Annotated in this window: 24 protein-coding genes; 19 read left to right on the top strand and 5 right to left on the bottom strand. The window is 72.3% G+C overall.

The features are described 5' to 3' along the window. Positions 1-60 precede the first annotated feature (60 nt). From ACGF5U_RS09185 to ACGF5U_RS09135, 11 genes are all read left to right on the top strand, one after another. Positions 61-948 (top strand): DUF5936 domain-containing protein, encoded by an 888-nt coding sequence (locus tag ACGF5U_RS09185; RefSeq protein WP_392712303.1) that lies wholly within the window; start codon positions 61-63, stop codon positions 946-948. A gap of 25 nt (positions 949-973) precedes the next feature. Continuing rightward, positions 974-2443 (top strand): sensor histidine kinase, encoded by a 1470-nt coding sequence (locus tag ACGF5U_RS09180; protein ID WP_392712650.1) that lies wholly within the window; start codon positions 974-976, stop codon positions 2441-2443. A 52-nt stretch (positions 2444-2495) separates the two neighbouring features. After that, entirely contained in the window at positions 2496-3395 is a 900-nt protein-coding gene (locus ACGF5U_RS09175; protein WP_392712305.1) for a response regulator, read from the top strand. Positions 3396-3577: 182 nt separating this feature from the next. Then, positions 3578-3814 carry a hypothetical protein gene (locus tag ACGF5U_RS09170; RefSeq protein ID WP_392712652.1) on the top strand — a complete coding sequence of 79 codons (237 nt, stop codon included), beginning with the start codon at positions 3578-3580 and terminating at the stop codon, positions 3812-3814. After that, positions 3811-4398, top strand: coding sequence for a pilus assembly protein TadG-related protein (locus ACGF5U_RS09165; RefSeq protein WP_392712654.1), 588 nt, complete (start codon positions 3811-3813; stop codon positions 4396-4398). Before ACGF5U_RS09170 ends, ACGF5U_RS09165 begins: the two co-directional genes overlap by 4 nt. 30 nt (positions 4399-4428) lie before the next feature. Beyond that, entirely contained in the window at positions 4429-5031 is a 603-nt protein-coding gene (locus ACGF5U_RS09160; protein ID WP_392712306.1) for a hypothetical protein, read from the top strand. After that, a complete protein-coding gene (locus ACGF5U_RS09155; RefSeq protein WP_392712307.1) occupies positions 5031-5705 on the top strand; it encodes an OmpA family protein in 675 nt (224 codons plus the stop codon). Before ACGF5U_RS09160 ends, ACGF5U_RS09155 begins: the two co-directional genes overlap by 1 nt. Before the next feature lie 189 nt (positions 5706-5894). Beyond that, entirely contained in the window at positions 5895-8096 is a 2202-nt protein-coding gene (locus ACGF5U_RS09150; RefSeq protein ID WP_392712308.1) for a Tox-REase-5 domain-containing protein, read from the top strand. Positions 8097-8127: 31 nt separating this feature from the next. Continuing rightward, entirely contained in the window at positions 8128-8991 is an 864-nt protein-coding gene (locus tag ACGF5U_RS09145; protein ID WP_392712310.1) for a hypothetical protein, read from the top strand. After that, the gene (locus ACGF5U_RS09140; RefSeq protein WP_392712312.1) at positions 8988-9503 is read left to right on the top strand and encodes a hypothetical protein; all 516 of its coding nucleotides are present in this window, start codon (positions 8988-8990) and stop codon (positions 9501-9503) included. The genes ACGF5U_RS09145 and ACGF5U_RS09140 overlap by 4 nt, the downstream gene beginning before the upstream one ends. Positions 9504-9520: 17 nt before the next feature. Further along, positions 9521-10864: a glycosyltransferase family 39 protein gene (locus tag ACGF5U_RS09135; RefSeq protein ID WP_392712314.1), complete on the top strand. Its 1344-nt coding sequence runs from the start codon at positions 9521-9523 to the stop codon at positions 10862-10864. A gap of 41 nt (positions 10865-10905) precedes the next feature. Here ACGF5U_RS09135 and ACGF5U_RS09130 read toward each other — a convergent pair whose 3' ends face one another. Continuing rightward, positions 10906-11829, bottom strand: coding sequence for an ArsR/SmtB family transcription factor (locus ACGF5U_RS09130; RefSeq protein WP_392712315.1), 924 nt, complete (start codon positions 11827-11829; stop codon positions 10906-10908). A 288-nt stretch (positions 11830-12117) separates the two neighbouring features. On the opposite strand from ACGF5U_RS09130, the gene ACGF5U_RS09125 reads away from it, so the two are divergent. Next, positions 12118-12570: a hypothetical protein gene (locus ACGF5U_RS09125; RefSeq protein ID WP_392712317.1), complete on the top strand. Its 453-nt coding sequence runs from the start codon at positions 12118-12120 to the stop codon at positions 12568-12570. 153 nt (positions 12571-12723) lie between these two features. Here the strand turns inward: ACGF5U_RS09125 and ACGF5U_RS09120 are convergent, their stop codons facing one another. Next, the gene (locus ACGF5U_RS09120; RefSeq protein ID WP_392712319.1) at positions 12724-13176 is read right to left on the bottom strand and encodes a DUF192 domain-containing protein; all 453 of its coding nucleotides are present in this window, start codon (positions 13174-13176) and stop codon (positions 12724-12726) included. A gap of 93 nt (positions 13177-13269) precedes the next feature. On the opposite strand from ACGF5U_RS09120, the gene ACGF5U_RS09115 reads away from it, so the two are divergent. Next, on the top strand, positions 13270-14016 hold the full coding sequence (locus tag ACGF5U_RS09115) for a prepilin peptidase (protein WP_392712321.1): 747 nt from the start codon (positions 13270-13272) through the stop codon (positions 14014-14016). Between the two features lie 253 nt (positions 14017-14269). Further along, entirely contained in the window at positions 14270-15697 is a 1428-nt protein-coding gene (locus tag ACGF5U_RS09110; protein WP_392712323.1) for a DUF2079 domain-containing protein, read from the top strand. Between the two features lie 361 nt (positions 15698-16058). On the opposite strand, the gene mgrA is transcribed toward ACGF5U_RS09110, so the two are convergent. Next, positions 16059-17084 (bottom strand): L-glyceraldehyde 3-phosphate reductase, encoded by a 1026-nt coding sequence (gene mgrA / locus ACGF5U_RS09105; RefSeq protein ID WP_392712655.1) that lies wholly within the window; start codon positions 17082-17084, stop codon positions 16059-16061. Between the two features lie 200 nt (positions 17085-17284). Here mgrA and ACGF5U_RS09100 point away from each other — a divergent pair, with 200 nt between their 5' ends. The 5 genes from ACGF5U_RS09100 (at position 17285) to ACGF5U_RS09080 (ending at position 23067) form a co-directional block, all read left to right on the top strand. Then, the gene (locus ACGF5U_RS09100) at positions 17285-18046 is read left to right on the top strand and encodes an isoprenyl transferase (protein ID WP_392712324.1); all 762 of its coding nucleotides are present in this window, start codon (positions 17285-17287) and stop codon (positions 18044-18046) included. 381 nt (positions 18047-18427) lie between these two features. Then, positions 18428-19750: a PhoH family protein gene (locus ACGF5U_RS09095; protein WP_392712326.1), complete on the top strand. Its 1323-nt coding sequence runs from the start codon at positions 18428-18430 to the stop codon at positions 19748-19750. A gap of 407 nt (positions 19751-20157) precedes the next feature. Beyond that, complete coding sequence (locus ACGF5U_RS09090) at positions 20158-20853, top strand: transglycosylase SLT domain-containing protein (RefSeq protein WP_392712328.1); 696 nt, start codon at positions 20158-20160, stop codon at positions 20851-20853. Between the two features lie 109 nt (positions 20854-20962). Then, positions 20963-22330, top strand: coding sequence for an AI-2E family transporter (locus ACGF5U_RS09085; RefSeq protein WP_392712330.1), 1368 nt, complete (start codon positions 20963-20965; stop codon positions 22328-22330). Next, on the top strand, positions 22327-23067 hold the full coding sequence (locus ACGF5U_RS09080) for a hypothetical protein (RefSeq protein WP_392712332.1): 741 nt from the start codon (positions 22327-22329) through the stop codon (positions 23065-23067). The genes ACGF5U_RS09085 and ACGF5U_RS09080 overlap by 4 nt, the downstream gene beginning before the upstream one ends. 116 nt (positions 23068-23183) lie before the next feature. Here ACGF5U_RS09080 and ACGF5U_RS09075 read toward each other — a convergent pair whose 3' ends face one another. Beyond that, on the bottom strand, positions 23184-23717 hold the full coding sequence (locus ACGF5U_RS09075) for an alkyl hydroperoxide reductase (RefSeq protein ID WP_392712333.1): 534 nt from the start codon (positions 23715-23717) through the stop codon (positions 23184-23186). Positions 23718-23722: 5 nt separating this feature from the next. Then, positions 23723-24277 carry a peroxiredoxin gene (locus ACGF5U_RS09070; RefSeq protein ID WP_392712335.1) on the bottom strand — a complete coding sequence of 185 codons (555 nt, stop codon included), beginning with the start codon at positions 24275-24277 and terminating at the stop codon, positions 23723-23725. Positions 24278-24335: the final 58 nt, after the last annotated feature.

Raw genomic sequence — 24335 nt, 5'->3', positions numbered from 1 at the left:
GGACGCAGGACCGCACCGCACCACACCGCCAGGAGAGACGAGACAGGGGAGTTCACCACCATGGGTCTGCTGTACGCCGCCGTGATCGGCCTCTCCGTGTACGGGGTCTTCCACGGCGTCCGGCTGTACCGCGCGGACGCCCGTCTGCCCGGCGACCTCGCGCTCGCCCTGGAGGTCGGCGCCACCCGCACCACCGCCGTCGGGTCCGGCGTCGACCGGCTCGGTATGCGGTGGGCGCCCGCCGTGCTCCGGCTGATGGGCCCCAAGCGCGTCGACGCCCTGCGCCGCCGGCTCGACATGGCGGGCAACCCCGGCGGTCTCACCGTCGACCGGTACGCCGCCCGGCGCGCCGTCTACGGAGTCCTCGGCGTGCTGGCCGCGCTGGCCATGCTGGCCCGTGGCCAGGCCGTCGCCGCCGCCGTCGTCCTCCTCTACGGCCTCACCTGGACCGACGTCCTCCTGCGCATCGCCATCCGCCGCCGCAAGGACGACATCGAGCGCACCCTGCCCGACTTCCTCGACGTCCTCGCCGTGGTCGTCTCCGCCGGCCTCGGCTTCCGCCAGGCCCTGGAGCGGGTCGCGGAGAAGTACTCCGGCCCCTGGTCCGACGAACTGCGCATCACCCTGCGCCAGCTGGACATGGGCGTCAGCCGCCGCGACGCCTTCGACCAGCTCCGCAAGCGCAACGCGTCCGAGCAGGTGTCGATGTTCGTCACCGCCCTCCAGCAGGGCGAGGAACTCGGCGCGCCGATCGTGGACACGCTGATCCAGATCGCCAACGACATGCGCCGCACGGACGCGCAGAACGCCCGGCGCAGCGCCGCCAAGGCCGTACCGAAGACCACGCTCGTGGTCACGATGGTGATGCTCCCGGCCACGATGATCCTCATCACGCTGAGCTTCTACTACGGGTCCGGTGTCGACTTCGCGGACATCCTCGGCGGGTAGGGGAGGAGCCGTGACACCAGGACCGATGCGACCGCGCGGCGGTGGCGTTCCGCGCGCGCCGCGCCTCCGCCGCCTGCCGCGCCCGCCCCGCCTCCCGCGCCCGCCCCGCCTCCCGCGCCCGCTCCGCCTCCCGCGTGCGCCGTACGCGCGGCCCACCCTGACGGGCGGCGAGCCCGCGCCCACCGCCGCCGTCCCCACCGACGGGCGGCCCGGCCGTGTGCCCTCGCTCCCGCTCCAGGTCAACGCCCTCCAGGCGCTGTGCCGCCAGGTGTTCGGCTTCCGGCTGGCGATGATCGTGCTGGCGGCGCCGTTCGCCCTGGACGGCGCGGCCCCCGGCGTCGGCACCTGGCTGGTCGGCGCGGCGGTCCTGGTCACCTTCATGGTGTCGTACGTCCTGCTGCGCGACTGGGAGCGCTTCGGCCGCATCCTGCTGCGCCACCCGGCGGTGCTCACCGGCGACATGCTGTTCGGCGCCCTGCTGCTGGCCACGGCGTCACCCGAGTCGGTCCTCGCCTACGTCACCATCTGCACACCGCTGCTGGCCGGGCTGCTGTACGGCTGGCGCGGCGCCGCCTTCTTCGCCGTGCTCCAGTCGCTGCTGCTCCTCCTCGCCTACGGGGTGAGCACGAAGGTCCAGGTGGAGCCGGCGTCGCTGCTCTTCCCCGGACTGTGTGTCATCGCCGGGGCGGTCGGTTCGACCCTGCGCAACCTCATCCTCGGGTTCGGCGCGGCCAGCCAGGCCCTGACCGAGGCGCGTGCCCGGCTCGCCGTGAACGGCGCTGTGGAGGCCGAACGGGCCAGGCTCGCCCGCGAGATGCACGACTCCGTGGCCAAGACCCTTCACGGGCTCGCCCTCGCCGCCGACGGCCTCGCGGCGGGCGCCGACCGGATGGACCCGATGACCGTCAAGCACCAGGCGGAGCTGGTGGCCCGGTCCGCGCGGCGGGCGGCGGCGGAGTCCCGCGAGCTGCTGTCGGACCTGCGCCGGGAGTCCGGGTACGAGGGCGGGGTGGACATCACCGCCGAACTGGCCGCCCGCACCGCCGACTTCGAACGCCGCAACGGCCTGCGCGCCCGCTACCGCCCGCTGGGCGACACCGCGCCGCCCCCGGTCCCGCACGCCGTGGCCCGCCAGCTGCTGACCATCGCGTCGGAGGCGATGGAGAACGCCCACCGCCATGCCGGCGCCGCCTATGTGGACGTCTCCTCGGGCGTCGTCGGCGACGTCCTGCGGCTGAGCGTGTACGACGACGGGCGCGGCCTGCCCGCCGGCACCACCCTCGACGACCTGCGCCGCGCAGGGCACTTCGGGCTGGTCGGCATGGTGGAGCGCGCGGCGGCGATCGGCGCGCGCATCCGCGTCGGCCGCGGCCGGGCGACACGGGGCACCGAGGTCAGGCTCGAACTCCCGGTCAGGGCACTCCACCCGCCCGACACCGGGGCACTGCCGGGAATCCCCCGCCAGCCCCTGAGAACCACCACGCGCACGTCCTGAGCCCCAGCCACCGACCACGCACGAGCACCGACGACCCGAGAGGAGGCCGCACATGCCCGGCGACACCTGGCCCGACCCGCAGCACCTCCCGCAACACGTCCCGCAGCACCTCCCGCACCATGTCTCTCAGCACACATCGGCGCACCCCACACCGCTCAGTTCGGCCCCCCGTTCCACGCCGCCGCCGTCCGCCGAACCGCCGCCCCTGCCACCCGCCGCGCCACCGGCCCCGCCCCTGCGCGTGATCGTCGCGGACGACAACCCCGTCGTACGGGCGGGGCTGACCGTACTGCTGTCCGGACGCGAGGACATCGAGGTCGTCGCGGAGGCGTCCGACGGGCGCGAGGCATACGAGGCGGCGGTGCGCCACCGCCCGGACGTCGTCCTGCTGGACGTCAGGATGCCCGGACTCGACGGCCTCTCCGCGCTGCCGCACCTGGTGGGGCTGGCCCCGGTGCTGATGACCACGTACAGCCAGGAGTCCGACATCGTCCACGAGGCGCTCCGCCGGGGCGCGGGCGGCTATCTGGTCCACGGCGAGTTCACGGCGGACCAGCTCGTCGCGGCCGTACGGGACGTGCGCCAGGGCCGCGCCCACTTCACCCACACGGCGTCGAACGCGCTCCTGGCATCCGTAAGGGAACAGTCGATTGCTTCTGCAACGCCGACCGGGCCCCCGACTGTTGCCCGTCCGGAGCAATTTGTGGAAAGCCCTTCGCTTACGCAAGCAGATGTGGGACATTCGTTGCTGAGTCAACGAGAGGTGGAGGTGATGGACCTGATCGCGTCGGGAATGACCAATCAGCAGATCGCCGCCACCTGCTTCATCAGCCAGAAGACCGTGAAGAACCACATCAACCGGATCTTCGCCAAGCTGAACGCCGAGAGCCGGGGCCAGGCCATCGCGCTCTGGCACAGCCTGGGCAAAGGGGGACCCGCGAGCCATGGCTGACCACCGAATCCGGTCGAACAGCCGGACCCACCCGTCGAATTGGGCCCGCGCTTGGGTCCTGAGGCCCATGATGGGCACGGCTTCCCCGGCGTACGTTCCCGATGTCGTCAGCGAGACCGGCCGGACCGAAGCCGGCACCACGCACGGCACCGAAGACTCGTACGATCCCGGAGGGGACCGCCATGTCGGACAACGCACTCAAGGCCACGACGAAGGCCAAGGTGTACGTGAGCACCTGGGCGAAGACAACGGCCGGCGCGCTCAAGCGCCGCGGGGACAGGGGCCAGGGAGCCGTCGAGTACGTGGGCATCATCATCCTGGTGGGCGTGATCATCGCCGCGGTGGTGGGGTCGGGCGTGGGCGACACGATCGCCGCTGGCCTCCTTGCGCGGGTGACCGCGATCGTCGGCGGTGGCTGAGCGCCTCCACACACCCGCAGCGCGAGTCAGGGCAGGCTTCCCCCATCTATGTCGTGATGGTGGCGGGCCTGCTCTTTCTCGCGCTCGCGTTCTTCGCGGTCGGCCAGGCGGGCGCCACCCGTAACGGTGCGCAATCGGCGGCGGACGCCGCCGCACTGGCCGCAGCCAGGGAATCCAGGGACCAGTTCACGCTCGACGGTCTTGATCTCGACAGCCTGACCGACCTCTTCGACGGCGGGCTCATCGGCGACTTCAACGGATGCCAGGCGAGCCACTCGTACGCCGGCCAGAACAAGGCCGATGTCGTCGACTGCTTCCCGCTCGGCGACGGGCGCTGGGGCTTCAGGGTCGATGTCGTCTCACGGAACGCGGTGGGGGACACGGTCCTCCCCGGAACCGACGCACTGCACGCCGACGCCACGGCCACCGCCGTCGTCGTTCCGGCCTGCACCTTCGAGCCCGCCGACAAGAAGAACTCACCGTCGCCGGGCTCGCTGGACTGTGACGGCGTGGACCTGGACCTGGACCCGAACGACCTCCCGGACATGTCCGACCTGTTCAAGGTCCGGCTGGCCGAGGACTGACCGCGAAGGAACGCAAAGGGAATGGCACTCATGCGGAAGCGATACGGATCGGCCGCGCGCACCGCGGCCGCGGGTGTGACGGCCGCCGCGCTGGCTACTCTGCTCACGGCCTGCGGCGCCGACGGCGGGGGCACCGACGAGGGCGCGAAGCCACCGGAGAAGGCCGGCAGCGCTTCCTCGGCGTCGGCGGATCCGAGCCGGCCGACGCAGGACGGTCCTTCGGTGCCCGATACCAGCAGCACCCTGACCACGATCAACGGCAGCACCGGTTTCCAGATCGTCATTCACACGGCCGTCAGGGACCAGGGCGGCTTCCTGACCGTCACGGGAAGCCTGAAGAACACCTCTGACAAGATGCTGATCGCCCCGCCCCAATGGAGCGGCCAGGAGATCAATGTGAAGAAGACCGGACCGTCGTTCGCCGGCATCACGCTCTTGGACAAGACCGAGAAGAAGCGCTACTACGTCCTCCGCGACACCGATGGCTACCCGTTGACGACGACCGGGATCACCTCCGTGAAGGCCGGTGAGAGCATCGCCATGTTCGCCCAGTTCCCGGCGCCGCCCGCCGCGACGACACAGGTGGACATCCAGATTCCGCAGATGCCGGTCGCGACGATCGAGATCTCGTGATGCGCGCCCTCTCACCCTGCGCCCGCAGGACCCCCGCCCGCCGCCCCGCCGCCACCGTCGTCGCGGCCCTGGTGCTGCTGGCAGGCGCCCAGGTCACCGGGGCCGCCGGGGCGCGTGCCGATGAGACGCCGAGCACCCCGCCGGGTACCGAGTCGACGCTGCCACCACCCGAGATCGACGCTGAAGCGCCCGGCCTCAAGATGCGTGACGGTGCCACCCTCGCGCCCGCGAAGGTGCTGCCGATCATCTCGATCGTGGAGTCCGAGGGCGGCGAGGAGCGGCGTGAGGAGACCAGCTCGAACCTGAAGTTCGCGCTGCAGGCAGAGGTCCTCTTCGGCAAGGACAGCGCGAAGCTGACGCCCGATGCCAACAGCCGTATCGCCACGATCGCCGAGGAGATCAAGAAGCAGAACGCCAGCAAGGTGCGCATCTTCGGCTTCACCGACAACCTGGGCTCCTCCGCGCACGGTGACGTGCTGTCGAAGCAGCGGGCCGACGCCGTGCACCGGGTGCTGGCGCCGCTGCTGGCGTCGGACGGGATCACGTACGAGATCCGCGGGTACGGCGAACAGTTCCCGATCGCGGACAACAGCACCGAGGAAGGCCGCAAGAAGAACCGCCGGGTGGAGGTCTCCTTCCCGCGCGGCGAGGGCGGCGGCAGCACGCAAGGCTGACGCGGTGACGCCGTGACCCGGTGACTCGGTGACTCGGTGACTTGACGGTGTGACGCCGTTCCCGGGCCCGCCCTCCTTTTGGGCGGGCCTTGGGCGGTCCTTGGGCCCTGGGGCCCATGACCTCGGGTGCGAACCCGCCCTAGCTTCGGGAGCATGTCCACAACTAGGTCTCCGCGCGGGCGAGTTGAGATGCCGTCGGCGCTCCGGGCCGTGCTCGTGCTGGTGCGGGCGGTGTTCGCCGTCACGCTGGTCGGCGCCTTCGGGGTGCTGCTGCTGGCCGCGTCGCTGGGCGGAGTGGACGGGGAACTCCTCGGCTGGGTGCTGTACGGGGCACTGCCCGGTACAGCGGGGCTCCTGCTCGGCCGGAGGGCGGGGACCGGAGGTGTCTGGATCCTGCGGGGCCTGCTGGCCGTGCAGGGCTGGTTCATCGCCGGGGCCCTGGCGACCCTGGGCGGTGGCGACGGGCGCGGCGTGACCCAGCTGCTGATCCCCGTCGTGGTCGTCGTCCTGCTGTGCCGGCCCGCGTCGCGCGCCTGGTTCCGGCTGTCGTGGGAGCGTCGCGTCCCGCCCCGGCCGTTCCGGGTCGCCCGAATGATCAAGTGGCGTACGGAGGGCGGTCAGACGACCACCGAGTACGTGGGTCTCGTCCTGATCGTCGCGGCGATCATCGGCGCGCTCGTCGTGTCCGGCGTGGGCGGCCAGGTGGTGGGCGGGCTCCGGGCGGCGGTGTGCGCGGTCACCGGCGCCGCCTGCGGCTCAGGTCCGGGCGGCGGGGATCCAGGGAGCGTCGATCCGGGGAGCGTCGATTCGGGCGGTGTCCAGGCGGACGGGGACGTTCAGCGGGGAGACGGACCGCAGGACCAGGAAGGACCGCAGGATCAGGACGAACCCCAGGACCAGCGCACCGACGGCGACGGCGAAGGCACGACCGACGGCGACAACGGCGGCGGGGACGACCCCGACCACGGCGGCAACGGTGACAAGGACGACGAGAGCTGCACGTCCGGCATCGGCGCCTTCCTCTCCTGCGGCGCCCGCCAGGTCGGCGGCTTCTTCGAGGGCGTCGTCGTGGACGGTCTCTGGGGCGACATCACCGGCACCTTCGAGACGATCCTGCACCCCGTCAAGGCGTGGGAGGGCATCAAGGAGTACGGCGAGAGCCTCGGCCGGCAGTGGCTGGAGGACACCGCCGGCGCCGCCCGCAAGTGGGCGGACGGCGACTGGTTCGGAGCCCTGGTGGACTGGGGCGGCGCCTCGCTCGGCACCGGCATCACGGTCCTGGACGACGTCTTCGTCGGCGACGACGTCCGCGACATGTGGAACCGGGGCGACCAGGGCCAGGCGATCGGCACGGTCCTGTGGAACGTCGGCTCCCTGTTCATCCCGGGGTACGGCGAGGCCAAGCTCGTCGGGAAGCTCGGCACACTGGGCAAGCTCGGGAAACTCGGCGAGCTCGGTGAACTCGCCCAGAAGGCGTCCGAAGCCGCCGCCCGGGCCCGCAAGGCCGCCGACGCGGGCGACGTCGAGGCCGCCGAGGCCGCCGCCCGCGAGGCGCGCCGCCACGCGGACGAGGCCGCCGAGAAGGCGGGCGTGGGCGGCTGCACGTTCAGCGCCCCGCCCGCGCCCCGTCTGCGCGGCGTCCCGGGCGCCGGCACCGGGGTGGTCGCGGGCGCCGCGCCCGCCGCCGTACCCGTCCGGTTCCTCGCCGACCCGTGCGACGGCGACGACCCGGACAAGACGGAGGCCGCCCGGCAGGCCGACCGCGATGCCGACGCCGCCGAGCGGGCGGCGGCGGACGCCGAGCGCCGGCAGCAGGACAAGAACGGGCCCAAGGAGTGGCCGCCGCCCACGCCGGGCGACAAGAACGACCCCCGCAACTACACGCCGCCCGACTGGGCCGACGACCTGAACGACCCCCGGCTCGGCGACGCCGACGGTGGCGACGGCACCTGGCGCAGCCGCAATCGCAACCCCGAGCCGACCTGGGCCAACGAGGCATGGCTGCGCTACCAGGAGCAGATCAGCGGCAGCGTACGCGGCAAGGAGTACGTCGTACCGCACCCGGAGCCCGGACGGCGGCCCGTCGAGTTCGACGGCTGGGACAGTCGGCGGCAGACGTTCCTGGAGGCGAAGCTCGGCTATGAGAGCTACCTCGTCAAACAGGACGGCAAGCCGACGGCCCAGCTCACCGAGTCCGGCAAGGCGAAGTTCCTCGCGGAGGCACGCGGACAGGTCGCCGCGTCCGGTGGCCGGGCGATCGAGTGGCACTTCTCGGACCCGCTCGTCGCGCAGGCCGCCAGGATCGCGTTCCTGGACGCGGACCTGCCGGTCAAGGTGATTCACACACCGCAGAAACGCCCGATCTCCGGCCCCATGAAGCCGACTTCCTAGATGATGGGAAGGCGGAACGGGAGGAGAGGCAATGAAGCGGGTCGTACGGGGCTTCTGGGGGCCGCGGAAGGAGACGGTGGCCGAGCTCGCCGTCCGGTGGACGGAGCTGCTGACACGGCTGGGGGCGCTCGACGGCACGGTCTTCGGCCCCTGGCAAGGACTGCCGGCCCCGGGCGACGCACAAGGCGGACGGGGCGGACGGGGCGGACGGGGCGGACAGGGAGGACGGGGAGGACGGGGCGGACACGGAGGACAGGGCGGCACCGTACCGGTGGAGCAGGGGGCGATCGAGGCGTACCTGCGCCGTCAGGCCGGTACCGCCCCGGACGGCGACTGGGCGGACCGCACCGGCCACGCGATGTCCCTGTCCACGTCGCCGGGGAACCCCGCGCGGGTCAGTGTCACCGGCACCGGAGGCGGGGAGTCGGACCATCTCGCCATGAGCGTGGTGATCACCGTCACCACCCCGGACGGCAGCGATGCCGCTCCGCCGTACGCCGAAGCGCTCCGCGCCCTCGCCGAGACCTGGGACGTCGACTGGGGCGAGGTGACCGGCACGGCCCTGCAACTGGCGCTGGAGGACGCCGGACGCGCCCCGGGCGAGCCGTGCGTCGGCTGGGCGGGCTATCTGTCGGAGCGCCGTGCCGCCGCGCTCGCCGCAGCCACCGCCGCCCTGGAAAGCACCGACGCGGATCCCACGGCCCCCGATCCCACGGCCCCCGACCCCACCGCCCTCGTCCCCGGCCTCACCACCGCACGGACGGCCCACGGCGGGCTGCTGCTCGACGCGGGAGCCGGGGCGGAGGTGGACGACCTCGTGGCGTTCAACCGGTGGCTGCGCGCCACCGGCGCCCTGGAGCCGCTGCCGCGCCCGATGCGGCGGGCCAAGCTGTGACGGCGACGGGCACGCCGTTCGACGCCGACGACGGCGCGCGGGCGGTGCGGGACCTGCTGGCCCGCCCGGTGCCCGACGGCGGCGGCACGGAGTGGGAGCCCGGCTCCGACGAGTGGACCGGCAGCGTCGGCGCGGGCTTCCGGCTGGCACTGCTCTGGCGGAGCCGCCACTACTTCGGGGTGCCGGGGCCCGAGTGGGACGCCGCGCAGGACGAGGCGGAGGCGTATCTCGCCGAGCTCGTGGCCGTGTTGGGGAAGCGCTGGGGCCCCCACCGCGTGGTGAGCATGCGGCCGTACCTCTTCGGCAAGGTCAACGGCGACCCCATGCCGCCGCTCTTCGCCGAACTGGCCGCCTTCGACCTCTACGGCGACCTGCGCGTGTGGGGCCCGCTGGACACACCGCACGGGCCGCGCTGGGTCGGGGTGAGCGTCGCCCAGTGCGATGAGGACGCCCCGCACCTGATGGTGGGCGCGGTCAGTGCCCTACCGCTGACGTCGGCCGACGACGACTGATCGACATAATCGGGCGTATGTCCGCACCCGGCCCGGAAATCCCGTCATCACCACAGCCCCCACCACGGTCCTCGTCATCCCCGTCATCCCCGTCATCCCCGTCGTCCCAGCCCTCGTCCCAGCCCTCATCCCAGCCCTCGTCCCAGCCCTCATCCCAGCCCTCGTCCCAGCCCTCGTCCCGGCCCTCATCCCGGCCCCGGCGGCCCTCACCCCGGCCCTCATCACCCTCGGCACGCTTCGCTCCCGCCTTACCGCTGCGGTTCGCCGGGGCGGGCGCCGCGCCGGCGCTCTGGGGGTACGCGGCGGTACGGCTCGTGGGCCTGGGCGTGTTCCTGGTCGCGGCCGCCGTGGCCGGCGAGGACGCGTGGCACCGGCTGCGGGGCCGCTGGGACGCCGTCTGGTACGCGCGGATCGCCGAGCACGGGTATGGCTACGAGGTCCGGCTGCCGGACGGCGGCGTCCACGCCGACCTGGCGTTCTTCCCGCTGCTCCCGCTGCTGGAGCGGGGCCTGGCGACGGTCCTGCCGGTCGGGGTCGACACCGCCGGGCTGCTCGTCTCCTGGGCGGCCTCGCTCGCCGCCGCCTGGGGCGTCTACGCGGTGGGGGAGCGGTGCGCGGGACGGCGCGCCGGGGTGCTGCTGGCCGTGCTGTGGGGCGTGTACCCGACGGCGTTCGTACAGTCGATGGCGTACACGGAGACGCTGTTCACCGCGCTCGCCGCATGGTCCCTGTACGCGGTGCTGCGCGACCGGTGGGTGTGGGCCGGTGCCCTGTGCGCCGTGGCAGGGCTGACCCGGCCGTCGGCGGCCGCGCTGGTCGCGGCGCTCGGTCTCGCGGCCGTCGTGACGGTGGTGAAGGAGCGCCGGGCGCCGCTGCCGATGGTCGCAGGGGTGCTGCTCGCGCCGCTGGGCTGGCTGGCGTACGTCGTGTTCGTCGCCGTACGGGAGGGCAGCCCCACCGCCTACTTCGAGGTGCAGGCGGCCTGGGGCAACAGCATCGACGGCGGGGTGGCGCTCGCCCGGTTCGTGGGGGAGCAGCTGACCGGTCCCCATCCGCTCGCCGGGGTCGGGCTGCTCGCCGTGCTGGCGCTGCTCGGCTGGGTGGTGTGGCTGTGCGTACGGCAGCGCCAGCCGCTGCCGGTGCTGGCGTACGCCCTCGGGATCGTGGTCGTCTCGCTCGTCGGCGCCGCGTACTTCGGCTCCCGGCCCCGTCTGATCATGCCCGCGTTCCCGCTGCTGCTCCCGGCGGCGGTGGCGCTCGGGCGGCTGCGCGACCGGAACGCGGCCGTCGTCCTCGGGGTGCTCGCGCTCGCCTCCGCCGCGTACGGGGCGTTCACCCTGCTCGGTCCGGGTCCTCCGTGACCTCGGCGCCTCCGTGACCTCCGTATCCCCCGTTCCGGACGTCACCCGCAGGTGTCCAGCAGCCGTAGCGCGAACGGGGTCAGCCGGTGCTCCACCGCCCGCCCCTTGCGCTCCGTCGACACCAGCCCCAGGTCCCTCAGGGCCGACGCGTGCTGACTGGCCGTCGCGGGCGACACGTCCAGGCGCTCGGCGAGGTGCGTCGTACTGCACCCGCCGTCGAGGAGCAGCGGCAGCACTTGCGCCCGTGTCCGCCCGAGCAGCGAACCGAACAGCGGCGCGGCAGCCGGGCATGGCTTGCCCGCAGGCCGGCCGCGCCGCTCCTCGACGGGGTACAGCAGGACGGGCCGATCGGGCCGCCCCAGCAGCATCGTGTGGTCCTGGGGGCAGAAGTACGAGGGCTGGAGCACCAGGCCCTGCCCGGTCAGCCGCAGCGTGACGGGTGTCGGGTGCGGTGCGGTCAGGACGGTGCCGGACCAGTAGGCGCGGCCCCCCAGTTCGGTGAGGGACGCGGCGTAGCCGCCGTGCAGGATCAGCTGCCCGCGGCGGCGCAGGTCGTCGGCGATCGCGGCGTCGATGTGGTCCCGGTACGGGTGGATGGCGATCCGCTGGTACTGGCGCAGGAGACGGGCCGCGCGCCCGCGCCGCCCGATGCCACCGCTCCCGCTCCCGTCCCCGCCCCCGCTCCCGCTCCCGTCCCCGTTTCCGCCACGGCCGCCGCCCCCGCCCGTACGGGGCGTGTCGAGCGGGTCGTTCAGCGACAGCAGGCCCCCGAGCTGCCTGATCTCGTCCATCAGCCGGTGTTCCCCCAGCGACGCCAGCACCTTGCGCCGCCAGCGGTGCAGCGCGGGCAGCGTGGGCTGGGAGCCCTGGAGGCGCCCCAGGCTCAGAACGGTCTCGGGCCATAACGAGAAGCGCCGGAAGGTGATCTTCGTCAGGTCCTCGGCCGTGAAGACGATGCGCAACAAGACTGTTCCCCCGATCAGTCGTATGCGGTCTCATCCCGGTGAACGGATGAGACGGGCCCTTGGTCGTAGGGCCGACCCGGCGGTGACGCAGCCGGATCCCATCACGCGCGTACCCGTTTCCGTCCGGGCGGGAACACCTTTCGGCGACTGCCGAAAGGAGCCGCAACCATTCGGTGGCCGGCGAATGCGTGGCACCGACGGTCTTGAGCAGGACATGCTCAGAGCGTCGACCACGACACCCGGCAGCCCCGGCGGCCGGGACCGGAATCGATCATGGGGGAATCAGACGTGACTGCTCTGAATCGACGTCAGGGAAAGGCCGTCGCCGCCGGCATCCTCGCCGTGGCGGGTGTGCTGGGAACGGCGGGCGCCGCGAGCGCGGGCACGGCGGCTCCGGCCGCCGCGGGCGACACCGCGGCCGCCGCGCGCGCCGGTGTGGTGCAGGCGGAGGGGGCGAAGGCCGAGCGGGCGCAGGCGCGGGCGACCTACACGCGCACCATCTGGAAGCGGGTCAACCAGCGGGCGGCGGCCACCAACAAGTCCCGCCTCATGGGCACGCTCGGCCCCACGGCGCACGCGGTGCGGTGCTGGAAGGTCGGGCAGACCGTGAAGGCCGAGGGCTACACGAACAACGTGTGGATCTACGTCAAGAACAAGGCCAGCGGCAAGTGGGGCTACGCCAGCGCGATCTACTTCAAGGGCGACAAGTACGCGAACCTGCCGAAGAGCGCCAAGTGCTGAACGCCCGCCCGTAGGGCCCCGGCCCGGGGCGGCTCACCGGACGCGCCGGAGCGGACCACCGCCCCGGCGCGTCCCCTTGCCCCGCGCATCCGCGCCCCTCCCTCGTCACACCCCGCGCATCCGCCCGCCCCGGCGGGCCTCCAGGGCCCCGCATCAGGCGTTGATGACGAGCCGTACGCCCGGCTCTACGCCCCACTCCCGCATCGCCCCGGCCGCCGACTCCAGCACATGGCGGGCGCGGAGGCGTGGCATGCCCAGGCGCCCCGGCTTCATCGTCCGTACCGCCAGGACGTTCAACTCACGGTCCAGATAGGCCACGTCGATGGCGAAGCGCATGCCGAAGGTGTGCACGCTCCCGCACGGTGTCAGCAGCAGCGCCCCGTCGATCCCGTCCCGTCCGAGCAGGCCGCGCGCCCGGGTCCGGTAGGAGGCGGCGATCTCCACAGCCACCGTCGCCCGCCGTCCCGCAGCCACCGCCGCGTGCCCTTCCGCAGCGACCGCCGCGTGCTCTTCCAGGGCGACCGTCCTCGGCCCTTGCGCCGGTGCGTGCACGACCAGCGTGCCCGTGCCGTTCCGCCATGTCCGCCCCGGCTCCTGACTCCCCATGGCCCCGCACTCTAGGGTTTGGGCCCGGCCCGTGGGAGCCGTTGGGTCCCCGGGCCCATGACCGGCGGGCCGCGCTCTTCTAGGGTCTGCCGCGTGTACGCCGTGCTGATCGCCGCCGCCCTGTGGGGCGCCGCCACCGGGCTGCTGGTCCCGCGCGCCGCCCACCGGCTGTCCGTCGAGCCGGAGGAGCCGTGGCGCGACACCTGCCCGGCGGGCCACGCCTTCGTGGCGGGGCCGCGCGGCTGGCTCGGCCCTGCCCACTGCACCGCCTGCGCCCCGGCGCCGGGTCCCGCGTGGACGGCGCGCCTCGGCACGGCCCTGGTCACCGCCCTCGCGAGCGCCGCGCTCGCCGGGGCGACGGGCGCCCGGCCCGAACTGGCCGTGTGGCTGCTGCTGGCCCCGTTCGCCGTACTGCTCGCGGTGGTGGACCGCCGCGTGCACCGGCTGCCCGACCGGCTGACCCTGCCGCTCGCCGTCGCGGCGCCGGTGCTCCTCGGCGCGGCCGCGCTGCTGCCGGGCCACGCCGGGTCGTGGCCCCTCGCGCTGCTCGGCGGACTCGTACTGGGCGGCGCCTACTTCGTCCTGTTCCTGATCAACCCGAACGGCATGGGCTTCGGCGACGTCAAACTCGCCGTGCCGCTGGGTGTCGCGCTCGGCTGGTACGGCTGGGATGTCCTGTTCGTGGGCGCCTTCGCCGGGTTCCTGTTCGGCGCGGTGTACGGGTTCGGGCTGGTGGCGCTGCGACGCGCGAGCCGCCGGAGCGCGATCCCGTTCGGACCGTTCATGATCGGCGGCGCACTGCTCGGTCTGCTGCTCGGCGCACTGGCCGGGACGGCCTGACCGCCGACCGCCGGGCATGGCTCTACGATTCGGGCATATGCGAACGTCCCCGGACGAACCATCCATGGCGAGTGCACCCCCGACCACCTCCAGAACCCCACCCCATCCCCCTCACGCACCCCACCCTCCCCACCCTCCCCACCCACCCCACTCTCCCCACCCCGCCGTCTCCTCCCGGCTCACCCGCCCGCCCCGTATCCGCTTCCGAGCCCCCCACTCCCCGCCCCGGCTCCCCGAAGCGGCCGTTCCGTGGGTGTGGGCGGCCGGGCTCTGCGCGCTGTACGCGACCGTGGCGGTACGCCGCCACCTCCTCCTGCGCACCACCGGGTACGACCTCGGCATCTTCGAGCAGGCCGTACGCGCCTACGCCGAACTGCGCGCGCCCGTCGTCCCGTTGCGCGGCGAGGGCTTCAACCTCCTGGGCGACCACTTCCACCCGCTGCTCGCGGCGCTGGCGCCGCTCTACCGCGTCTGGCCCTCGCCGCTCTGCCTCCTGGTCGCCCAGTCCGCGCTGCTCGCCCTCGCGGTCGTCCCGCTCGCCCGCTGGGCCGCCCGGACGCTCGGCCGGGGGGCCGCCCATGTGGTCGCCGTCGGATACGGGCTGAGCTGGGGCATCGCGTCGGCGGCCGCGTTCGACTTCCACGAGGTGGCCCTCGCCGTACCGCTGCTCGCGTTCGCCCTGGAGGCGCTCGGGCACGGGAGGTGGCGCCGTGCGGTCGGCTGGGCGGCGCCGCTCCTCCTGGTCAAGGAGGACCTGGGGCTGACCCTGGCAGCCGTCGGGGTGTACATCGCCCTGAAAGGGCCGCGCCGGCTCGGCCTGGTCACGGCCGCCGTCGGACTGGCCGGCTCCCTCGTCGAGATCAAGCTCCTCCTGCCGGCGTTCCACCCGGGCGGCGGGTACGCGCACGGCGGCAACCTCTCCGACGGCCACGGCTCCCTGCTCGCGACGCTCGCCTTCGCGCCGCTCGACGCGCTGCGCCCAGACATCAAGGCCATGACGCTCGTCCTGGTCTTCGCGCCGTCCGCGCTGCTCGCCCTGCGCTCGCCCCTCTCGCTGATCGCGGTGCCGACCCTGGCCTGGCGGATGCTGTCGGACAACGGCTTCCACTGGGGAACGGCGTTCCACTACAGCGCCGTCCTCATGCCCGTCGTCGCCGCGGGCCTGATCGACGCCCTGGGGCGCTGGTACGAGGGCGGCCGTCCGCGCGACGGACTCGCCGCCCGCCACATCCGCGCGTCGCTCGCGACCGTGCTCGCGGTGACGGTGGTGATGCTGCCGTCCTTCCCCCTCGCCCAGCTGGCCCAACGGGCCACCTGGCGCACCACCCCGCACATCGAGGCGGCCCGCGCCCTGCTGGCCAGGATCCCGGACGGCGCCACGGTCGCCGCGTCGAACCGCCTCGCCCCGCAGCTGACCTCCCGCTGCACGGTCGTCGTCTTCCCGACCTTCCCCGTCGACGGGCGGCTGTACGAGTACGGCGAGAAGCGCCTGCCGCGCCCCACCGCCGACTGGATCGTCCACGACCGGCGGGCGCCCGAGGCGTGGCCCTACCCGAGCGGGCACTGGCCCTACCCCATCGAGCGGCAGGAGGCCGAGCTGGTCGCCGCGCAGAAGAAGTACGGCTATGAGCGCGTCGCTCACCGTGACGGGGTCACCCTGCTGCGGCGCACCCCTGAGTGACGGGCCCGTCCGGCGTCAACCGTGCGCCTCGGCGCCCGGGTCCCCCTTCGGGAGTACGGCCACGGGCGGGAACGGGGCGGGAACCGGCCCGGAACCAGCCCTTCCGGCCGTGCCGCGACGAGGTACTCCGTATTCGGAGCGTCGCGACGGCCTGTCGTGGCACACAGCACCACTTACGAAGGGTTATGGTGGAAACCCCCCCTCGGGCCGGTCCGTATCCCCCCCACGGACCGGCCCGTTTTCCTTTCCCGCCGGAACCCGTGCCGAACCCGGCCCCGACGACCGGGGCCCGACTCCCACCGGCCCCGCCCTCCCGGGGCCGGAGCGGCCGCGGGTTTCGCCGGTCGGGCTCGGTGCCGGCTCAGCTCCGGGCGGCCCAGATGTTGGTGCCGGCGGTGTCGACGGCGAAGGAGTCGATCTCCTTCAGCTCGTCCTCGGTGAGCCGGGGGCCGGCCAGCGCGGCGATGTTCTCCTCCAGCTGGCGCACGCTCGACGCGCCGATCAGCGCCGAGGTCATCCGCTCGTCCCGCAGCACCCACGTCAGCGCCAGCTGGGCCAGCGACTGGCCGCGGCGCCGGGCGATCTCGTCGAGGCCGTGCAGGCGCCGTACGACGTCCTCGGACAGCAGGTTCGGGTCCAGGGACTTGCCCTGGGAGGCACGCGAGCCCTCAGGGATGCCCTTCAGGTACTTGTCCGTCAGCAGCCCCTGGGCGAGCGGCGCGAAGGAGATGCAGCCCATGCCGGCCGCCTCCAGCGTGTCGAGGAGACCGTCCTCCTCCGTCCAGCGGTTGATCATCGAGTAGGACGGCTGGTGGATGAGGGCGGGGACCCCCATCTCCCGCAGCAGGCCCGCCGCCTCGGCGGTCTGCTCACTGCTGTACGAGGAGACCCCCGCGTACAGCGCCTTGCCCTGCCGCACGGCGGAGGCCAGCGCACCCATGGTCTCCTCGAGTGGGGTGTTCTGGTCGAAGCGGTGCGAGTAGAAGATGTCGACGTAGTCGACGCCCATCCGCTTCAGCGAGGCGTCGAGCGACGACAGCAGGTACTTCCGGGAGCCCCACTCGCCGTAGGGCCCGGGGTGCATCAGATATCCAGCCTTGGTCGAAATGACCAGTTCGTCACGGTAGGGTGTGAAGTCCTGCGCGAAGATCTTGCCGAAGTTCAGCTCGGCGGAACCGGGCGGCGGACCGTAGTTGTTCGCCAGGTCGAAGTGCGTCACACCGAGGTCGAACGCCCGCCGCAGGATCGCGCGCTGCGATTCCAGCGCCCTGTCGTCGCCGAAGTTGTGCCACAGGCCGAGCGAGATGGCGGGGAGCTTGAGCCCGCTGCGGCCGGTGCGGCGGTACTCCATGGAGTCGTACCGATCGTCGGCCGCGCGGTAGTGCATGGGGGATTCAGTCACGTCTCTCTCCCTATCACGGACTTGTGACAGACCAGGTTGGGCCGCCGTGACCCCCGCGCAGTAATGTGGCGGCTTCGGGGAAGGCCGCGGCGCTCATGAGGTCGAGCTGTGCCGCATCCCCCGGGGCCGGCGTCCGGCGCCCCTGTCGGGGCGGACAGGCCCGCACGAATCGAGAGGTGAGATCGGTGAACTTGCGCGACCTGGTGTACAGGCTCTACGCACGCCGGGTGGAGGGCCGCCTCGACCACGCCCAGGTGCCCAAGCACATCGGCGTCATCCTCGACGGGAACCGGCGCTGGGCCAAGGCGTCCGGCGGTACGCCCGAGCAGGGCCACAAGGCCGGCGCGAGCAAGATCATGGAGATGCTCGGCTGGTGCAGCGAGACGGACGTCGAGGTCGTCACGCTGTGGATGCTGTCCACGGACAACCTCAACCGCCCCGAGGAGCAGCTCGTCCCGCTGCTCGGCATCATCGAGGACGCCGTACGGACCCTGGCCGCCGACGGCCGCTGGCGCGTCCACCACGTCGGCACGCTCGACCTCCTGCCGGCCCGTACGCAGTCGGTCCTCAAGGAGGCCGAGGAGTCGACGCGCCACAACGACGGCATACTCGTCAACGTCGCCGTCGGCTACGGCGGCCGCCAGGAGATCGCCGACGCGGTGCGCTCGCTGCTCCTGGACCACGCCGAGAAGGGCACGAGCTTCGAGGAGCTCGCCGAGATCGTCGACATCGACGTCATCGCCGAGCACCTGTACACGCGCGGCCAGCCGGACCCGGACCTGGTGATCCGCACCAGCGGCGAACAGCGCCTGTCGGGCTTCATGCTGTGGCAGAGCGCCCACTCGGAGTACTACTTCTGCGAGGTCCACTGGCCGGCCTTCCGCAAGGTCGACTTCCTGCGCGCACTGCGCGACTACGCGGCGCGCCACCGGCGCTACGGCACCTGACCCGCCGCGCCCCGCCCTCCCCGTCGAGCGAGACAGACCGCCCCGGGCGCGAGCCGCCCGCCCCCTTCGGCGCGCATCCCACCGCCCCTCCTTCAGCGCGCATCCCGCAGCTCCCTCCAGCGCGCACCCCGACGCCCCGTCATATGCCATGGCATGGGCGCGGGTCTTCGCGGGAATACCCCTCTCAGAGTGAGCGGCACGGAGCCCGCTCGCCCGGGAGGCCCTTTGCACCAGGACGACCGTGCCGGACGTGTACGGGCGACGCGGAGGGCCGGTGTCCGGCCCGCGCATCGTGGCCAGACCCCGGCCCATCCCCCCGCGACGCCGTCGCAGTCGCACCCCGAGCTCATGCGCCTCTACTAGAGGGGGTCTGTCCTTACCGTGGTGACCAGCACTAAGCGCCGTCTGTCCGACCGGCGCACCTATGTTCTCGACACCAGCGTCCTGCTGGCCGACCCAGGCGCCATGTCCCGCTTCGACGAGCACGAGGTCGTGCTGCCGATCGTCGTGGTCACGGAGCTGGAGGCCAAGAGGCACCACCCCGAACTCGGCTACTTCGCCCGGCAGGCCCTGCGCCTGCTGGACGACCTCCGGGTGCGGTACGGCCGCCTCGACGCCCCGCTACCCGTCGGGGAGCTCGGCGGGACCCTGCGTGTGGAGCTCAACCACTCGGACCCCGGAGTGCTCCCGGCCGGCTACCGCGTCGGCGACAACGACTCGCGGATCCTGGCGGTGGCGCGCAACCTCCAGGCGGAGGGGTACGACGTCACCGTCGTCTCCAAGGACCTGCCGCTCCGCATCAAGGCGTCGTCCGTCGGCCTGCTGGCCGAGGAGTACCGCGCCGAGCTCGCCATCACCGACTCGGGCTGGACGGGCATGGCGGAGGTGCCGCTCTCCGCCGAGCAGGTGGACCTGTTGTACGGGGAGGAGACGCTGTACGTGCCGGAGGCCGCGGGGCTGCCGGTGCACACGGGTCTCGTCCTGCAGTCCGAGCGGGGCAAGGCGCTCGGCCGGATCACCGCGGAGGGCACCGTACGGCTGGTGCGCGGCGACCGGGAGGCGTTCGGCATCCGGGGGCGCAGCGCCGAGCAGCGCATCGCGCTGGATCTGCTCCTCGACCCGGACGTCGGCATCGTGTCGATGGGCGGCCGGGCCGGCACGGGCAAGTCGGCGCTCGCGCTGTGCGCGGGGCTCGAGGCGGTCCTGGAGCGGCGCCAGCACCAGAAGGTGATGGTCTTCCGGCCGCTGTACGCGGTCGGTGGGCAGGAGCTCGGCTATCTGCCGGGCACCGAGGCCGAGAAGATGAGCCCGTGGGCGCAGGCGGTGTTCGACACGCTGTCGGCGGTGGCGGGCCGGGAGGTCATCGAGGAGGTGCTGGGGCGGGGCATGCTGGAGGTGCTGCCGCTGACGCACATCCGGGGCCGCTCGCTCCATGACGCCTTCGTCATCGTGGATGAGGCGCAGTCCCTGGAACGCAATGTCCTGCTGACCGTGTTGTCCCGGATCGGGGCGAATTCCCGGGTTGTTCTCACCCATGACGTGGCACAGCGGGACAATCTGCGCGTCGGCCGGTACGACGGAGTCGTGGCGGTGGTCGAGAAGTTGAAGGGGCATCCGCTGTTCGCGCATGTCACGCTCACCCGCTCGGAGCGTTCGCAGATCGCGGCCCTGGTGACCGAAATGCTGGAGGACGGCCCGAACTGACCGGAAATAACGGGTGAATTCCGGCAGGGAGTTGGCGCCGCCCGGCAAAGCCCGAGAGCTTAGCCGGGCGGCGTCGGCATGCGCGCCCCTTTCGGCAAAACTCCTGTGGTGTACGGGGTGTGAGCTTTCACACGCAACGATTAATTGCCTTGCGGTGTCGGCTTCGGGCAGAGTCTTGCTTCCGTCAGGCCCCGCATACGGCACAGCCGCATCCTCAGCGATCCGCGGCACCACACAACTCAACACGCGTTCGCCGTATGCCGCCCGAAGAACCACGCGGCGCTCCCGCAGGGGAGTCGCAGCACCGGGCCCGTGTCCCTCGTGACCCAGTAAGTGGGGGGACCAGCGTCAGGGGCACGATCGCGCCCGCGAGGTCACCCGTGCGGGCGATGCTGGAAGGAAACCGTGTGAGCCGGATCTCGGTCCGGGGATTCGCGGTGGCGTCCGCCACCGCGGTCACCACTGTCGGCGCCGTCGTGGGCGTTGCCTCGGGCAACACCCAGTCGCAGGACGCGTTCGAGACGACCGCCGCAGACGCGACACTCCTGGCGGACATCCCCATGGGCCAGCAGGCCCAGGTACAGGTCGCCTCCCTCACGCAGCAGGCCGAGACGCAGGCCGCAGCGGCGGACGCGGCCGCCCAGAAGTCGGCCGAGGAGGCCGCCCGCCTCCAGGCCGCCAAGGACGCGCAGGCCAAGAAGGAAGCCGCCGAGGAGAAGGCCGAGCAGGAGCGCAAGGAACGCGAGGAGCGCGAGCGCGCCAGCCGCAACGCGGTCCGTGACGCGTCCAGCTTCGCCGCGCAGTCCTCGTACACCGTCGCCGAGGTCCAGGCGATGGCCCGCCAGATGGTCCCCGGCGACCAGTTCCAGTGCTTCAGCAACATCGTGGACCACGAGTCCAGCTGGAACTACCGGGCGACGAACCCGTCGTCGGGCGCGTACGGCCTCATGCAGGCGCTGCCCGGCTACAAGATGCAGTCCGCGGGTGCCGACTGGCAGACCAACCCCGCCACCCAGATCAAGTGGGGCCTGAACTACATGAACGACCGCTACGGCAGCCCGTGCGGTGCCTGGTCGTTCTGGCAGGCCAACAACTGGTACTGAGCAGCGCTCAACTCCGCGGAGCCCCTCACCGTCCTAGGGTGAGGGGCTCCGTGCGTGTACCGTCGGGTTCCGGAGCTCCGGGGGGAGTGGCGGGGGAAGAGAGAAGATCATGTCGAGAGTGCCAGGGTGGCTCGGCCGGCTGCGGGCCGGTCTCAGCCAGGTGGAGCGGAAGCTGGACGAGGCCAGGGCCAAGGCCGAGGCGGAGGCCAGAGCGCAGAACGAATCCGCCGCCGCGCTCCCTGGGCCCGGTGGCCCGCCCGCGGCCGTGACCCCGCCGGAACCGGACAGTGTGCCGGCCCCGCCCGCGTACGCCCCGGCCGTCGCCGCGCGCCCCGACCCGGTCGCCGCGATCCCCTGGGGCATGCGGGTCGCGGCGGAGGCGGGCTGGCGGCTGCTGGTCCTCGCCGGGACCGTCTGGGTGCTGATGAGGATCATCAGCGCGGTGCAGCTCGTGGTGCTCGCCTTCGTGGCCGCCCTGCTCATCACCGCGCTGCTCCAGCCGACGGTGGCCCGGCTCAAGAACCTGGGGCTGCCCCGCGGTTTCGCCACCGCCGTCACCGCCGTCCTCGGCTTCGTCATCATGGGGCTGGTCGGCTGGTTCGTGGTCTGGCAGGTCATGGACAACCTCGACAACCTCTCCGCCCGGGTCAGGGACGGTATCGAGGAGCTCAAGCGCTGGCTGCTGGACAGCCCGTTCCATGTGACCGAGCAGCAGATCAACGACATCGCCAAGAACCTCAGCGACACCATCGGCACCAACACCGAGCAGATCACCTCCGCCGGACTGACCGGCGTGACCGTGATGGTGGAGGTCCTGACCGGGATACTGCTCGCGATGTTCTCCACGCTCTTCCTCCTGTACGACGGGAAGAAGGTGTGGGAATGGTGGCTGAAGCTGGTGCCCGCGCAGGCCCGTCCGGGAGTCGCGGGCGCCGGGCCGCGCGCCTGGCGCACCCTGACCGCCTATGTGCGCGGCACGGTGATCGTGGCCCTGATCGACGCGATCTTCATCGGTCTCGGCATCTACTTCCTCGATGTGCCGCTGGCCGTCCCGCTCGCCGTGTTCATCTTCCTGTTCGCCTTCATCCCGCTCGTCGGAGCCGTGATCTCCGGCGCGCTGGCGGTGGTCGTCGCGCTGGTCACCAACGATGTGTTCACCGCCCTGATGGTGCTGGCGGTCGTCCTGGCCGTGCAGCAGATCGAGGGCCATGTGCTGCAGCCCTTCATCCTGGGCCGAGCCGTCCGGGTGCACCCGCTGGCCGTGGTCCTCGCGGTCGCGGGGGGCGGGCTGGTCGCCGGGATCGGCGGCGCCGTCGTGGCCGTACCGCTGGTGGCGGTGACCAACACGGTCGTCGGCTACCTGCACGCGTACAGCCAGGAGCAGGCCATGCGCCAGATGCCGCCGCCGCACGGCGCCACGGCGTACCAGGTCGCGCCGACACCGGCGCCGGGACCGCGCCCGGAGGACGGCGAGTGATATCCGAACCGGAGCTCATGGGCGACGACGGCGAACCCGTGCGCCCCGCCTCGCCCCAGGCGCGGGACCGCGACCGGGACGGAGCCGGCGGCCCGGACGACGTCCTGGACAGCGGGCGGAACCGGGAGCGCGCCCCGCGACCCGGGGGCGCGTGGCTGTGGGCGCTCGGTGGCGCGCTGGTCGCGTCGGCCCTGTGGGCGGGCGGACTCTACGCGTACCAGGGACGCGGCACCGACCTCGGCGGCTACCGCACGAGCGAGGACCTGTGCGAGGACGCGCGGCTGCCCGCGCTGCAGACGGCCCTGGGCAAGCGCGGTACGGACCCCTCCCGGTACGGGTCCCGGCACGCGGCGCTGGACACGACCCACTGCGGGCTCGCCTTCGGGGAGCCCGAGCCGCTGTTCGAGGTCGGTGTCCGCTACAGCCTGCACAAGGTGACGGATCCCGGCCCGGAGTTCGAGGCGCTGGAGAAGAGCTCGGAGGGGCCGTCGGCCGAGGTGCTGGCCGGAGTGGGCGAACAGGCGTACTTCGTCATGGACGGCCACGGTTACGCGACCCTGACGGTGCTCGACGGGCAGGCCGTCGTGGCGCTCGCCGTCAATGTGAGCGCCGAGGTCGACGAGTCGAACGGCGAGTGGGAGGGCGAGCTCGACCCGAAGGCCGTCGCCACCATGGCCGGCATCAAGGAGTTCATGGTCGAGGACGTCAGGACGCTGATGGCCGACCTCAAGAAGTGACCGTGTGACCCGCCGCGGACCACGGCGGGGAACCACCGGACGCGCAGCGCGGAAGGGCCCACCGGCAGCGTGCCGGTGGGCCCTTCCTTACCGTACGAACGGCGGCGCCTACGCGCTCACTCCGCGAGCACCGCTTCCGCGTCCAGGGTCGTGCCGACCGCCTGGATCACCGAGGCGATCTTGAACGCCTCCTGGATCGTCTCGCGGTCCACACCCGCCTTGCGGAGCACCTGCTCGTGCGAGTCGAGGCACTGGCCGCAGCCGTTGATCGCGGAGACCGCGAGCGACCACAGCTCGAAGTCGACCTTCTCCACGCCCGGGTTGCCGATGACGTTCATCCGCAGACCGGCGCGGATCGTGCCGTACTCCGGGTCGGAGAGCAGGTGGCGCGTGCGGTAGAACACGTTGTTCATCGCCATGATCGCGGCAGCGGACTTGGCCGCCGTGTACGCCTCGGGCTTCAGGTTCTCCCTGGCCTCCGGTTCCAGCTCCTTGAGCACCCTCGGCGAGCGCGAGGCGATCGCGCAGGCGAGGACGGTGCCCCACAGCTGCTGCTGCGGCAGCTCGCTGTTGCCGATGACCGAGCCGAGGTTCAGCTTCAGGTCCTTGGCGTAGTCCGGTATGGCGGACTTCAGTGCGTCGAGGGACATGTCGATCACTCGCCCGACAGGAGCTTGACCGGGTCGAGGGTGTCCTCGCCCTTGGTCCAGTTGCACGGGCACAGCTCGTCGGTCTGCAGGGCGTCCAGCACACGCAGGACTTCCTTGGGGTTACGGCCGACGGAACCGGCGGTCACCATGGCGAACTGGATCTCGTTGTTCGGGTCCACGATGAAGACGGCGCGCTGCGCGAAGCCGTCCGCGCCCTCGACGCCGCAGTCCCGCATGAGCTCGTGCTTGGAGTCGGCGAGCATCGGGAAGGGCAGGTCACGCAGGTCGGCGTGGTCCTTGCGCCAGGCGTGGTGGACGAACTCCGAGTCACCGGAGACACCGAGGATCTGGGCGTCGCGGTCGGCGAACTCGTCGTTCAGCTTGCCGAAGGCGGCGATCTCGGTGGGGCAGACGAAGGTGAAGTCCTTCGGCCAGAAGAACACCACGCGCCACTTGCCCTCGTAGGACTTGTGGTCGATCTGCTCGAACTCCTTGCCGCTCTCCAGCGACACACAGGCGGTCAGGTCATACGTGGGGAACTGGTCACCGACAGTGAGCACGCGCTCTCCTTCGAGCTGGGAAGTCCCTTTTGGGGTCTTCCGGGGGTTGGACGGTCGC

Source organism: Streptomyces sp. NPDC047886 (assembly GCF_043204435.1).
Classification (GTDB): Bacteria; Actinomycetota; Actinomycetes; order Streptomycetales; family Streptomycetaceae; genus Streptomyces.
The sequence above is the reverse complement of the archived record's forward strand: the minus strand, read 5'-3'. Positions and strand labels throughout refer to the sequence as shown.